This is a genomic window from Polaribacter filamentus, from assembly GCF_002943715.1.
GTDB lineage: Bacteria > Bacteroidota > Bacteroidia > Flavobacteriales > Flavobacteriaceae > Polaribacter > Polaribacter filamentus.
In genome coordinates this window covers 1,500,516-1,513,954 of sequence record NZ_MQUA01000013.1, presented here as the reverse complement: position 1 = coordinate 1,513,954, position 13,439 = coordinate 1,500,516, and the positions used below count along the sequence as shown (strand labels likewise).

General features: G+C 29.3%; 15 protein-coding genes. All 15 read right to left on the bottom strand.

Translation table 11 applies throughout. From position 1 onward, the window contains the following. Positions 1–512 precede the first annotated feature (512 nt). Positions 513–1,388, bottom strand: coding sequence for a hypothetical protein (locus BST83_RS09180; RefSeq protein ID WP_104809528.1), 876 nt, complete (start codon positions 1,386–1,388; stop codon positions 513–515). Between the two features lie 126 nt (positions 1,389–1,514). Beyond that, on the bottom strand, positions 1,515–2,165 hold the full coding sequence (locus tag BST83_RS09175; RefSeq protein WP_146092142.1) for a uridine kinase family protein: 651 nt from the start codon (positions 2,163–2,165) through the stop codon (positions 1,515–1,517). Positions 2,166–2,298: 133 nt separating this feature from the next. After that, positions 2,299–3,138, bottom strand: a complete 840-nt coding sequence (locus tag BST83_RS09170) for an IS3 family transposase (protein WP_240614811.1) — start codon at positions 3,136–3,138, stop codon at positions 2,299–2,301. Further along, complete coding sequence (locus BST83_RS09165; RefSeq protein WP_104809035.1) at positions 3,135–3,545, bottom strand: helix-turn-helix domain-containing protein; 411 nt, start codon at positions 3,543–3,545, stop codon at positions 3,135–3,137. Before BST83_RS09165 ends, BST83_RS09170 begins: the two co-directional genes overlap by 4 nt. A gap of 203 nt (positions 3,546–3,748) precedes the next feature. Next, entirely contained in the window at positions 3,749–5,641 is a 1,893-nt protein-coding gene (locus BST83_RS09160) for a hypothetical protein (RefSeq protein ID WP_104809526.1), read from the bottom strand. A gap of 287 nt (positions 5,642–5,928) precedes the next feature. Further along, complete coding sequence (locus BST83_RS09155; protein WP_104809525.1) at positions 5,929–6,183, bottom strand: hypothetical protein; 255 nt, start codon at positions 6,181–6,183, stop codon at positions 5,929–5,931. A gap of 149 nt (positions 6,184–6,332) precedes the next feature. After that, positions 6,333–6,689, bottom strand: a complete 357-nt coding sequence (locus tag BST83_RS09150) for a hypothetical protein (RefSeq protein WP_104809524.1) — start codon at positions 6,687–6,689, stop codon at positions 6,333–6,335. Beyond that, entirely contained in the window at positions 6,661–7,107 is a 447-nt protein-coding gene (locus BST83_RS09145; RefSeq protein WP_104809523.1) for a hypothetical protein, read from the bottom strand. The genes BST83_RS09150 and BST83_RS09145 overlap by 29 nt, the downstream gene beginning before the upstream one ends. Positions 7,108–7,281: 174 nt before the next feature. Beyond that, complete coding sequence (locus BST83_RS09140; RefSeq protein WP_104809522.1) at positions 7,282–8,397, bottom strand: peroxiredoxin family protein; 1,116 nt, start codon at positions 8,395–8,397, stop codon at positions 7,282–7,284. Between the two features lie 155 nt (positions 8,398–8,552). Continuing rightward, complete coding sequence (locus BST83_RS09135) at positions 8,553–8,873, bottom strand: hypothetical protein (RefSeq protein ID WP_104809521.1); 321 nt, start codon at positions 8,871–8,873, stop codon at positions 8,553–8,555. A gap of 454 nt (positions 8,874–9,327) precedes the next feature. Continuing rightward, positions 9,328–10,230, bottom strand: coding sequence for an IS1595 family transposase (locus tag BST83_RS09130; RefSeq protein WP_104808150.1), 903 nt, complete (start codon positions 10,228–10,230; stop codon positions 9,328–9,330). 33 nt (positions 10,231–10,263) lie between these two features. Then, positions 10,264–10,989, bottom strand: coding sequence for a DUF2971 domain-containing protein (locus tag BST83_RS09125; RefSeq protein WP_104809520.1), 726 nt, complete (start codon positions 10,987–10,989; stop codon positions 10,264–10,266). 150 nt (positions 10,990–11,139) lie between these two features. Next, on the bottom strand, positions 11,140–11,490 hold the full coding sequence (locus BST83_RS09120; RefSeq protein WP_170062766.1) for a hypothetical protein: 351 nt from the start codon (positions 11,488–11,490) through the stop codon (positions 11,140–11,142). A gap of 80 nt (positions 11,491–11,570) precedes the next feature. Continuing rightward, the gene (locus BST83_RS09115; RefSeq protein WP_104809518.1) at positions 11,571–11,849 is read right to left on the bottom strand and encodes a hypothetical protein; all 279 of its coding nucleotides are present in this window, start codon (positions 11,847–11,849) and stop codon (positions 11,571–11,573) included. 161 nt (positions 11,850–12,010) lie between these two features. Beyond that, complete coding sequence (locus tag BST83_RS09110; RefSeq protein WP_104809517.1) at positions 12,011–13,318, bottom strand: hypothetical protein; 1,308 nt, start codon at positions 13,316–13,318, stop codon at positions 12,011–12,013. Positions 13,319–13,439: the final 121 nt, after the last annotated feature.

The following is a 13,439-nucleotide window of genomic DNA, read 5'->3' as shown; positions in this document are numbered from 1 at the left end:
TCTAGAATTATAGGTTTTTTTAGACGTAAACCAAATCAGAAAGTTGAATAGAAGCTAAGAAGCCCTCAGGTAAAATGTACGAATGGTAGCTAATATCTTGAATCCGAGTTTTTTTTTAGACGCACACCAAATCAGAAAGTTGAATTGTAGTTAAAAAGTTCTCAGGTAAAATGTACAAATGGTAGATAATATGTTGAATTAAAAGCTTTTTATTTTATTCCCCATACGTGCTTTAACAAAGTTGAATTGAAACTATAATTATCTTAGATAAAAACTAAACATTCTTTGTAAGGATTATGCAGGACAACGTGTTTGTATAAGATTTGTGGCGTCTGGCGCAGCGTGCGGCTTGAAGCGGCGAAACCTTTATTATTATTTTTTGTTCCAAAAGTTCCGAGCCGCGTGCGAATCAGAAGGGCAAGCGAGTTCGTATTTATCGGAAGTACAATTTACTATTATTTGTTCAAATTATTCAATTATTGAAAATGTAAGCCATAAATTCTTATACGTTGTTACCCAACGTTCTTGCGATACTTGTTTTCAAGAATTTTCTTTCTCACCATTTCTAATTCTGAATGGTATTTATCATAATTAGGTGTACTCAATCCATTCGATACCATCTCAAGATTAATTACATCAATTTCTTTTAGAATTTTATCAAGTCTTTTATCAATTGCGGTTTGTTGTTTTAAATTTGATATTTGCTCTCCCTGTTCCTTGAAAAATCTTCTAAAACATTTCATTAAACTTTCTCCGTAAAATACACTTAACTTTTCGAATTCTGGTTTCACGAGTAACGCAAGTTCATAATCATTGATGACCTTGTCATAATACGTAGACTTATATTCATCAACTGCAATCTGCAAGTCGGTAATATATCTTTTGTTGTATGAAGCTTTTATGAAAACATCATAAATTTTTTCAACAAACTCAAAACGTGATTTAATTGTATCACTGTTTTTTGTATTATCAATGATATTCAGGCTTTCCAGTAATTGTATTCCTTGCCGCTGAATTTGTATTGGTTCGTAATTAAAATTTTTGATTTCCTCCTTCCTTTGTTCTTGTTGTTGATTTATAAATGGAATAAGTTTTTCAGCGTTTAATTGAAATGTATGTTCCGATGTATTTTCATCTATTGACTTAGTGGAAGTTTTTAAAATTTGTTCAGTCGTTAATTCATTGTGATTTTTACTGTTTAAAATTTTTAACACTGTCTCAGAATCATACTTCGTTTTGGAGGTAATTCCAAATTTAATGTCAATTTTGGTTAAAGCTTTAAAACAATTTCTACACACTCGATTTCCATCACTTAATTTTCCTCCTCCAAAATTTGGTTTGGTGAAGAAATTAAGTTTAGTTCTACATCCAATACAATTATTATTCATTGCTAATTTTTCTAATGTTGGGTAACGGTTTGTGTATGGTTAGTTGCGGTAAATCCGTTAGGATTTTCCGACGTACTCAAAAGTAATTAATTTCGAGAGAATTCCTGCGAAGGAATTCCGTAGCAATTAATTATACACTGTGTTGTAGCCAGTTTTTATTAATTTATATTTCCATTTAGATTCTAAAAATAATAGATAATTAGCTTTCTCTCTATATGACTCAATATTGGTTTTATATAGATTAAATTCGTTTTCAGATATTTTTTCGGAAAATTCAGTTGTGTAATTCCGTTTTATTAAATCAGCTTGTCGTCGTATTTTTTTTAAATATTCATCTTTGGTGTATATGAAAATAGTAATGTCAACATAAGGTAAAAAAGATGAGTGCATTGAGTGCAATCCATCAAAGATTAAGATGTCCGCAGGATTCATTTTCATAGAATCAAACCCCTTTTCTCCATCTTTATGGTTGTAGGGTTTAAATTCAATTGATTTTCCATTTTTTAACTCTATCAGATTGTTCAGAGCTTCTTTTTTATTGTAAGCTTCAATATCATAACCACTCAATCCTTTTTTGTTCCGAGTTTTTCTATCCATAAGATAGGAGTCCAAAGTCAAATGATTCGTTTTTAAATTCCGTTTGCTTAGCGATTCGGCAATTTTTTTTGACAGATATGATTTTCCTAAATCGGCTGCTCCACAAATAGAGACTGTAGTTTGATTGTCAATTTTCGGATAGGATATTATTTCATCACAAAGTTTATCTTCAATTAACATTTGTGTCTTCTCCTGAAATAGGTTGTCAATTTTTGTTATGAATTTTATGATCAAAAATAGTGTTTAGTAATCGGAACATTGATAACTTTTTTAAAAAATTCCCTCCGGGTTTTAAAAAAGTTACCAACATTCCTTACGTATTTAAAATAGATTTTTTCATTTTTCTATAAGATTTGTATTTGTGTTGTTGGTTTTTGTGAGCAAACTCGGGTGTTTTCAACTCTACTGAGTAATGTCTTCTATGGTTGTTATAAATTTCAATAGCCTGTTTGACCATTTTTTGAGCTGTTTTAAAGTTTGGAATCGTTTTCCCTAATCCAAATTCTTGTTTTAGAATTCCATTAATCCTTTCAGCTACAGCATTTTCGTATGGGCTTGAGTTTTGAGTTGTACTTAAAGTCATGTTTTTTGCTTTGGCAAAATCTGCAAAATCAGGACAGCAATATTGTATCCCTCTATCAGAGTGATGAATTGTGTTTTGATGTTTGTAAATTCGATTATTGCCAGCCATTTCCAGAGCATCTTTTACTAGTTTTACTTTCATATTTGTATCTATTTTATAGCCCATTACTTTTTTAGAATAGGCATCCGTAACCAGCGCTAAATAGGCATGTTGTGATGCTAATTTAATGTAGGTTATATCGCTTACAAATACTTGTTCTGCGTTTATAATTTCAAGGTTTACAGTTAAATCTTCTGATTTGTAAAAGCCATGATTAGAGTCAGTTGTAATATGATATTTTTTAGTTTTCTTAATCAATAAGCCATAGTTTCTCATTAAGGCGTAGAACTTGTCACGCCCCATTTTAATGCCGTTTTTGATTAAATCACCCTTGATATCCAAATATACTTTTGCACAACCATAACGAGGCTGTAAAAGCCTAATGGGCTTTATTAGCTCAAAGATAATAAGTGCTTGTTTTTGTTCTAATTCTTGTTTTTTGATTCTTTTGTAATAAGCCTGTCTGCTTATACCGAAGCATTGGTGGATCCATTTCTCTTTGAAAGGTCTTTCATTTTTTTCTCCACTTCTTTGTACAGTGCTTCGGGCAATAACTTTTTTGCGAATCCAAGATTTGTACTATTCTCAAAATCAGCGATTATCATTTGTTGAAAGTCTTTAACGAACTCGAGTTCTTCGACACGTTCTTTGAGTTTTTTAAGTTCTTGATTTTTACTCATTGTTTTAGAATTTTGTTCAAAGGAACGCAATTTTTTCATCCAATAGGTAATAGATGATCGAGAAATTCCATGCAATTTAGCTGCATAATTTACAGAAATCTGACCGTTTGTAATTTGGTCAATGATGGAAAGTTTGAGATCAAAACCAATTTTTTGATACTTCTTTTTTGGACAGGGGTGTTTTTTTGTTAGTGTCATAAGTTGCTAAAAGTGTTTAATTTTTTGTCAACCTATTTCAGGAATTGTCATTTTCTCAAATTGGCTACAACGTTTTTGTATATGGTTTGTTGCTTGTTTCAGCAACTAATTTAGTAAATAATTACCGACCAAGAAAGTCCGCGAGGACTTTCGTAAATAGGCTAGAACTAGCAATAAATTATATATGGTGTTGGCATTAGTATTTATTCAAAATTTGCTATGGACTCGGTAATTTTTGTAACTAAAAATTCAAATGCAATTTTATCTAATTTTTTTGTTTTTGATTTTACTATTTCGAGTTCTAGTTTTTCTTTCAGTTGCTCTAAAAACTGTTTTTCAGGATTTAAATCTGGGTAAACAGACTTTGTATAGCGACTTTTTAAATCAAAACCAAATTCTATTAATTCTGTATTTTTTGCTTTCTTGAATATTGACCAAAATTTGATAAAATTAAATTTAGAAAATATTGGCGAGTATCTTAATTGAGTATTTGGCTCATTTACTTTTTCTAAGAATGCTTTAAAGTCACTTTTAAATAGTTCAAATAGCGACTCTAGTTCTTCTTTTTCAGATTGCGCCTTTATTTTTTTATTTACTTCTATACAGTATTCACCTATCTCTTTTACATCTTCGTAAAATTCAATGCTAGCACTTATTGATAAATGAAAATGTAAACTAGGCTTATATTGAAATGTTCCTTTTTTTATTCCTTTTTTAAATCGTTTTTTAAGATTTTCTAAATTGTAGTTTAGTACATTATTAAACCGAGTTGCATAATGAAATATTGTTGGGTATTGTTCCAGTTTAAACTCAGCACTGTCAACATATTTAAGCATTTCACTTGTTAGCTTTCTGTATTCTGACATCGGTAAGTCTATACATTGCCAGTAAGATAGTTTACCTAAAACTTTCTCTCTTGTTGGAACTTTGTTGTCTTCAATTATATAAATTGATTTTATCTCACTTACCAAGTTACCTATATCAAATGATGAACTACCAGTTATATAGTTGAATATTGATTCAAAAAAACTTTTCTGCTTTTGATTATTTTCGTCAAGATACTTTCGCTTGTAAACTTCTTGGTAAGTTTCGATTTTTTCTTCTTTGGATTTTATTTTAAGGGACGGTTCATCGCTTAAAAAAGCTGATATATTAAATAAGCCTCCAACATATAAGTCCTTTACATCTCCAAAGAATTCTGGTTTTAAATCACCCATTTTATATTCGATTGAAATAGGCAATGTGAAATTTAGTATCAATTCAAATATTTCTTTTTCTAAAGGTTTTAGGTTTTCATCATTTTTTAGATATTCATTTAGTGAATTGAATATTATCTTAAAATGTTCTAAAAAGAATATTAGGTTTCTTAAGTTATTATTGTTTTGTTCAATTCTAGCAATGATATTCTTACCATACTCATTCAAGAAATTGAAATAATCTGGTAACTGTTCCTTATATTTTACATTAATAATTTGCTCATAAATTACTGGAACATTAGTGTTGAATTTTATTGAAACGCCGATAACTTTTTCTCTTAATACAGAATAAGTATCTTTATCTTTTTTCTCTCCTTCTTTTCTTAACTCGTCCTCATTTGCAATAATTATTACTTTGGTATTTGAGTTTTCAACAAGATTATTAATAAACCCGAATAATTCCTTAATCTGCAAATCATCACTTTTTCGGTCAATATCATCAAAGCATAGTAGTAATTTATTATAATTTATGACATCAGAAGAAGAAGTGTCTGCATCAGTTATATATTGCTCAATATCTAATCCTGAGAATACTTTTATTAATGATTTACCAATATCAGAAGCAATTTTTACTCCTTTATTTTTTAATAGTGGGAATAACTCTAGGAATATTTGTTTTTGGATTTCTTCAACACTTTTAATTCCGAAAAGGGAAATTAGCATCGGACGATATTTCTCCTCATTTTCAGAATTTGGAACTGAAGTTTTTCGGACTATTGGGAATAATTTATTTTTAAAATAATAAGTTTTTCCAATTCCATAGTCACCACTAATTATTACTGCATAATTAGTATCAATTTCTAAAAATTGTGTTATTCTTTTAGTTAGGTCTTCTGTCATTTTATATTAATGCCAACGGTTTTGTGTATGGTTAGTGGCGTGTTTAAGCAACTAAGTTAGCAAATAAAAACCGAATAGAAAATCCGCTAGGATTTTCGTAAGTAGGCGAGGACTAGCCATTAATTATACACGGTGTTGCCATTTCGTTGTTTTTTCAGAGTTCAATTTATTCTGCTAAATTCCATTTTCAGATTTTCAGCGTTTGAGTAAATGCAGTCAGCGTTTTATTCCGCAATATTTTCAATTCCGTTTGAGTTAGCAATTCCGTAACTTTCTAAATTCCGCATTCAGTTCGTTTTTAATTTTAGTCGTTGTAATAATTTTGTCCATTTAAGACCATATTTAAATAATAAGAAAATAATGAAAAGATATGCTCCGTAAATTGCCAAAATAACAATGCTAAATGTTCCAAAATTACCACTTAAAAACTCTTTAATACCTAACCACAAATGATTCGGATTTGATAAAATTTTATAAAGACTATATGTTGTAAAATAAGATGCAATTAATAAAAATGCAATTCCTGTGATTTTTTTAATCATATATTATTTTTCGGTTTTGAGCGTTTTCGGCCAATGAATGGCAACGTTGTTGTGTATGATTAGTTGCGTGTTTTAAGGACTAAAGTTAGTAAATAAAACACAGATAGAAAGTCCGCGAGGACTTTCGTAAATTGGCTAAAACCAAGCAATTAATTATACACGGTGTTGGCAACTGGCTTTTGTTTAAATTTATCATATATTCTAAAAAATTCGTCTACTGCTTTTTCTTCATCATTTTCACATTCTTTCAAAATTATATCTTTCCAACCGGCAGATGTTTCTTTCCAGTTATAGTGTTTTATTGTCCATTCGTTTAATCCTAAAAATATATTTTCCTCTTTTATATTATATATATCAAATGAATAATAAATTCCATCAAAAAAACTTTTCAATGTAGATATTCTTTTTTCTCCTATAAACATTGCTGTTCTTATTCGAAAATTTTCAGATTCTAATAAGTGTTTTAATTTAAGTTTTTCATTCAAATTTTTTTCCGATTTTTGCATTCAGTTCAGTTTTTTGGATTATTAGATATGCTAAACATAAAGATGAAATTAGAAATGGAATACTTGTCCAGAAAGCAATTTCATAAACAGAATTATAATTCCAATTTCCAGAAGTTAGAAAATAGACAGAAATCCACAAAAGAAGAATTCCAACAATTTCCAGAATTCGTTCGCACAATTTAGTTTTGAGAAATAAACTAATAATTAATAATATTTTTCCAATTAATGATATAAGTCCGATTGTCATAATTTTATTACTAAATTCTCCATTCAAAGTAAAACCATAATTCTCAATCAAATTTGGAATACTTGCAATATCTATAATTCCCATTATTCCAATTCCGTGACCAACTCCAAGAATTATAAACGAATGTAAAATTATTGTCAGTATTATTGAATTCCTTTTATTTTTCTTCAAGTTTTTATTTTTCAGCGTTCAGATTTGTGCTTGTTGCCAACGTATATGTGTATTAAAAGTTGCGATTTTGTGAACGAGGAATTTCCAGCGGAAATTCAGAAGTTAGCAAAAAAGCAACAAGTTTTAGTTTATGCTAAATTTAGCAATTTTTTATACACGGTGTTGTGTGTAGTTTTATTTTATTAATTTTAAAATTTCACTTTCTATAACTTCATTGTCAGGATTATAATCTTTAAAAGATTTTACAATAATTCCTTTTTGGTTTATTAAAAAACTATTAGGTATAGAAGATATGTTATATTGTCTTGAAATTGGGTCATTAAAACCTTTCAAATTTGAAATATTTACCCAAGTAATATTATCTTTTTTAGAGGCTTCTTTCCATTTTTCTTTAGCATCTTTTTTGTCTAAAGAATAGCTAATTATAACAAGATTTTCATCTTTAAATTTTTCATAAATTTTAGAAAATTCTTTTTGATTCTGTTCATGACAAGGCATACACCAAGAAGCCCAAAAATCTAACAATATAATTTTTCCTTTAAATTTTGATATTGCTATTTCTTTATTATTTAAATCACGTGCAGTAAAATTCTGAATATAATCACCAACTTTTAATTTATCCAACTTTTTTTGTTCAAAAAGAATTTCTCCATTTTTAGATGACTTTAAATTACTATCAAGTAAGTTGTAATATAATTCTAAACTATCATTTGATATTTGACTAGACAATCTTATTATGTTTTCTAATGAAATTTCATTATTTGGTTTTAGGTAGATGAAGTTTATTTGGTCAATTTCAATTAATTTTACTAGCTTTTTAAAAAGTGAATCACCTTTTCCTTTATTTTCAGGTAAAGCTAATTTTCTCTCAAATTCATCACCGTGTTTTTGCATAATATTACTAAATCCAGCCTGAATTTCATTTAGTTTTCCTCCTTTTACTTTTATTGTATCGAAGTATGTATTCTCCTTATTTAATAAACCATCAATAAAAACATCTTCATTTTCAAACCAGATTGTGATATAAGAAATTGTTCTTTTTAAAGAATCGCTAATAACTTTAATTTGATACTTTTTTGTTTTTTTACTTCTAAGGTTCTTAAATTCAAACGAATTATTAATTACTCTTATAGAATCTATTTTGAAGCTTTTTCCATCAGAATCAATACTGTCAAGTGTAATTGAAAATTCACCATTCATTCCTGTAAAATTTCCACTAATTGATTTTTCAATATTTTCGGTTTTACAAGACGAAATTGAAATCAAAATTATAAATATTAATGCTTTCACGATTTTTTTTTAACTGTTGCACAACGTTGTTGTGTATGATTAGTTGCGTGTTTTAAGCACTAAAGTTAGTAAATAAAACACAGATAGAAAGTCCGCGAGGACTTTCGTAAATTGGCTAAAACCGAGCAATTAATTATACACGGTGTTGGCAATAGTTATTTTTTTTCTAAAGTAAATTCCATAATATTCGATTCCGAACAATTCATAGGCACTGCTTTTCCTATTATAATTATTTTTCCCTCATTTTTAATTTTCCCATACAAACTCCAGCCACAACTATAAGAATCATATCGTGCCATATTCTCTCCATTTTCCTTCGGTACTGTTTGATATTTTACAACAGATGGAATTAAATTTCCATTAAACCCATTTTCATCTCCGTTAATATTTACAATTCCTGTAATTAAATTCTCGTCTTTCTTTTTTATGCTTATAGTTCCTCCAGTTTGACCATTTCGCGATTGAAAAAGACTCAATTCAATTTCTCCTCCCTTATTTTTTATATCGGTAAAAGTTCCTATATATTCTCCTGAATAATCTATACTAATTTTGCTTTTACTCTCTTTGTTTTTTTCAACACACGATTGAGTAAATATTGAAATTAATAGAATAAATAATATTTTTTCATAGTATAGAATTTTAATTATTCATTTGTTTTAATGTTGAATTTATGTTCGTCATTTTAATTATTGCCAACGTGTTTGTACAAGATTAGTTGCTTTGGTTAAGTAATAAAGTTAATAAATAATTACTGACAAAGAAAATTCGCGAGGATTTTCGCAAGTAACCAAAAAGCAAGCAATTAATTTTGTACGGTGTTGTAAAACGTTATTTTGTTAATGGTTTTCTTTCTATTTTACTATTTATAGTTGTTTCAAAAATCTCACAATTCTCTTTTGTTAAATGATTATTTATTATTAAATTTTTGAGTTATACGCTTAGCGTCTGTTTTATTTGATTTTGATATATTGGTTTACTTTCTACCATTCTATTAATCGTTTTATGAAATATGCTGGTTTTAAATTGAGAGCGATTAATTCTAAAACAAAACTCATCAAAGTATGCTTGAATATGCCATTTACTTACATGAGTTGGTATTGCTCTCAACCATGACTTAACTTGCATAATCACAATGTGTAATTGTTTGAAATTAGCACCATTATTACTATATATTTGGTCAATGTCATACATCTGTTTTAAAGGTTGGTAACCTCTCCATTTATCAGTTACTATTTTAGCAGATGTGCTTATATGCTCTTCAAATATCGGGGTTAATGATTTTGCAGAATAGTCTTTGATGGATCTGATATAAACTCTTTTAACTTTATTGCCATCTGTTAATTCTACTGCGATAACAGCCTTTTTCTTTTTCGTATCATAACTTCTTCCTTGTTTGCCTTCTTCTTTCCCTCCAACAGTAAATTCATCAACATGGATTAATTTCTCTAAAGGATATTTTTGACTGCTTTTCATTGCTTTACGCACTTTTTGCATGAAATACCACGCTGTTCCTTGGCGAATGCTAAAACGTTTTCCCATTTGAATACTTGAAATACTTTTACTACTTGTACTCATTTCAAAAACCACACAAAAGGCTTTTTGCAATCCAAATTTAACTTTATGAAATAAGGTGTTTGCAGTGGCGCTTTCTACGTGTTGACAGTTATAACAATGGTATCTATAATCTACTTTTTCACAGCCTTTGGTATGACCACATTTCATACAAGTAAATCCATCTTGCCATTTTATTTTGGCTAAATATGCTTTACACGCAGCATCATTTGGTAATTCTTTTATAAAGTTTAGTATATCTTGACCTTCAAATTGTTCCATATCTCTTGTTTTAAAGGTTATAATATATGGAAATTAAATGACTAACTCAATTAAATTTTTTATGTCTGAATTGACTTGATTTCCAAAAACAATTTCCTTTATGGATAAATTCAATGATTGAAGTAGTCCGTCGTTATTAGAATTTTCTTTTATTCGAAGAGGATTCCATGGATATATTAATCTCCATTCCGCCTCATATGACCAAGATTCATCTTTTAACGAGAACGCATTGAGCAATCCCTGTTCTCCGCTTAAGAATTCCTTGTTAACTTTACTTTTATATATAACTGGGAAAAAGCAATCGATTAGATTTTTTGTTTCGAATCCAATGCAAATTCCATTTTGTCCACCAGAATAGTTCGCCCACATTGGCCCAATGTTCCAATATTCGGAGAAACAAGATATTCGACACTTATTAAAATTTTCCGCAACTTTTTTAGATAGAGGTTCAATAGAAAATGAAACTCTAGGGTCTGGAGGAGGAAAACTATTTGCTGCTACATTTACATAGGACATTTCACAAGGGTCGTTCAAGTATCGTTTAGTTGAAAACCATAAAGCTCCCTCAGTTATTGTGTCTAAAATTCTATTTGTAAAACCGTTTTCACCATCATTTCCGAGTTCGAAATATTTGTATAAAATTGGTGGTGTAGAAAGATTTCTTTCAGTTCCTAACAAAAAAACTTGTTTATTTAAAGATAAATTTCTTTTGGATTCAAATACTTTTGGTTTATCTACTCTTAAATAATAATCACTCAATTTTTTAATGTTTTACAACGGTTTTGTGTATGATTAGTGGCGTGTTTAAGCACCTAATTTAGCAAATAAAAACCGAATAGAAAATCCGCGAGGATTTTCGTAAGCAGGCGAGGACTAGCCATTAATTATACACGTTGTTGTGCAACGTTTTTAATTATTCAACTCTTGATTCAGTCGTGCGTTTTCTTGTTCCAAAGTCCGCACTTGGGTTTCAAGGTCGAATAAACTCAATGACATACGTGATATTGTTTCAGATTGTTTTGATTGTAGTTCAATTATTGTTGTTAGGTTATTCTGTTTGGTATTCGATTCATAATTAATCCAAATAGCACATCCAATTTGAAAAATCATTATGAATATGGTGGCGATAATTAAATTACGAGATGTTTTGAATTGTTTTTCAGCTGTTTCGCCTTGCGTTGTTAGAAACCCTAATATTTCTCTAGTAACTTCATCAGGGTCTCGTAAATCCATAAATATTTCAGGATTTATTTTTGGCATTTCGTGTTTTGGAAAATTAAACATTAATTAAAAATTTATGTGTAAAGAAATAAAAGTATTTGTAAAGGAAAGTGATGTTTTTACTTGTCAAGAACTTTATCGAGAAGGTCGTGATAGTCAGATTCGGCTAACTTCCAAACCTTTTTCTCTAAATCGTGAACCTTATCGTAAAAGTTATCGTCTAAATCCGATTCTACTTTTCCTTTTAGTAATTCTTTTATTTCTAATTGCGTTTGTAATATGGTTCTAACATATCTTTGGTTTCGGTTTGAAATTTCGAGAATCCTTAATAAAGCGTTTCCAACGTTTACGTTAAACCCTTTCTCGTTTTTGTCATTAATAAAATCATCTATGTCCATAATCGTATTTCAAATGTTGCACAACGTGTTTTTATAAGATTTGTGCGACTGGGAAATCGGAGATTTTTCGGACGTAGCAAATCGTTTGTTGAATGTTTGTCGGTTCGTTATTTAGTTTAAATGTAAGCATAAATTTTATGAGTTGTTGGCAGCTGGTTTTATCAGAATTCTAATCGATAGAAAAAATTGTCAATCATTTCCCATATTATATCTTCATTTCCATTCATTCCAATCTCTCCATATGGTGATTTACAAATCATCCTCATAATTATCTCTTTTTTCATTTCTGATGAATCTAAATCATAAGTTATACTCATTGTTATTTCTGATATTGCAGGAGTTTTATCCTCAATGTTAATAATTTTAAATTCCTTGAGTATTTTATTTTGAATTTCACTCCTAATTTCTCCAGCTTCTTTGCCAATATTTATTTCACTATCTCCAATTCGATGCAATTGAATCGCAATCTTTCCATAATTTTTATTTAGCCAGTTGTTAGCAATATCATATGCTTGTTTCTCGGGACTAAATTTTTTAAAAGTTAATGGATTAAGATTTAAATCTTCTTTTTTTCTTGGTTTCCAGTCTTCCAATTCTTGCATAATCTTATTATGCTTTATTTTCCACTCATTATGCTCTATAATTGTTTTTTTAATATCTCTAAGACTTTCTTTTAGGGAAAGTTGTTTTTCCGGAGTAGGAGGGTTTTCTTTTTCCTTTTTTAATGCTCTTGCCCAATCATTAATAGCAAACAATGTTGCCCAACATTTTCCTACAACAAGTATATTATCAAACTTCAAATCTCTTCCGTGTAGAATTCCATTTCTATATGGTAAAAAGATTTCTTCAGTATTTGTTTTTTTCCTTGAAGTATTAAAAATATCTCTTATAGCCGTTAATCCACTACTATGAGCAGCAACACTATCCCAAGCAGTTAAATCAGTGTTTTCGGTAAAAAAGCCTTTGCTTTTACTAATATCATTTACAACTCCATCAATTATTATTAATAGTAGCGGTACACACGAGTAAAATCTTCTTTCTAAAGTGTCTTGATATGCTTTTTGGATTATGTCAAATCTAACAGAAAATTCTGGTAAAACTCTAAATCTGTTTTGCAACCATTTTATTTCACTTGAAGTGAAATGCTCTGACAATATTTTCTCTGCTTTTTCGATTTCCCCATTTTCGGCTAGCTCAACAGCTTTCTCCATTAATGGAGAATTCATTGATTCGTGAGAAATCCAACCGCGAGTTGAAAAATGTGAATTGAATTTGTCAGGAATAGTAGAAATATGTTCAATTTGTTTTTTTAAATCAGGAATTTTTAAAAAAACCTCATTTAATTTCTTATTTTTAAATCCAAAGAATGAAATGAATTTTACAATTTTTCGAATTGAATCTGCAGCTTGAACATTATTTCTAATCTCTGAGTATTGTGGTAAATCTGCTATTTTTTCTTTTTCTTTCATTCATTTTTTTACTTGCTGCCAACGTGTTTGTGTATGATTAGTTGCGTGGTTTAAGCACTAAAGTTAGCAAATAAAACACAGATGGAAAGTCCGCGAGGACTTTCGTAAATTGGCTAAAACC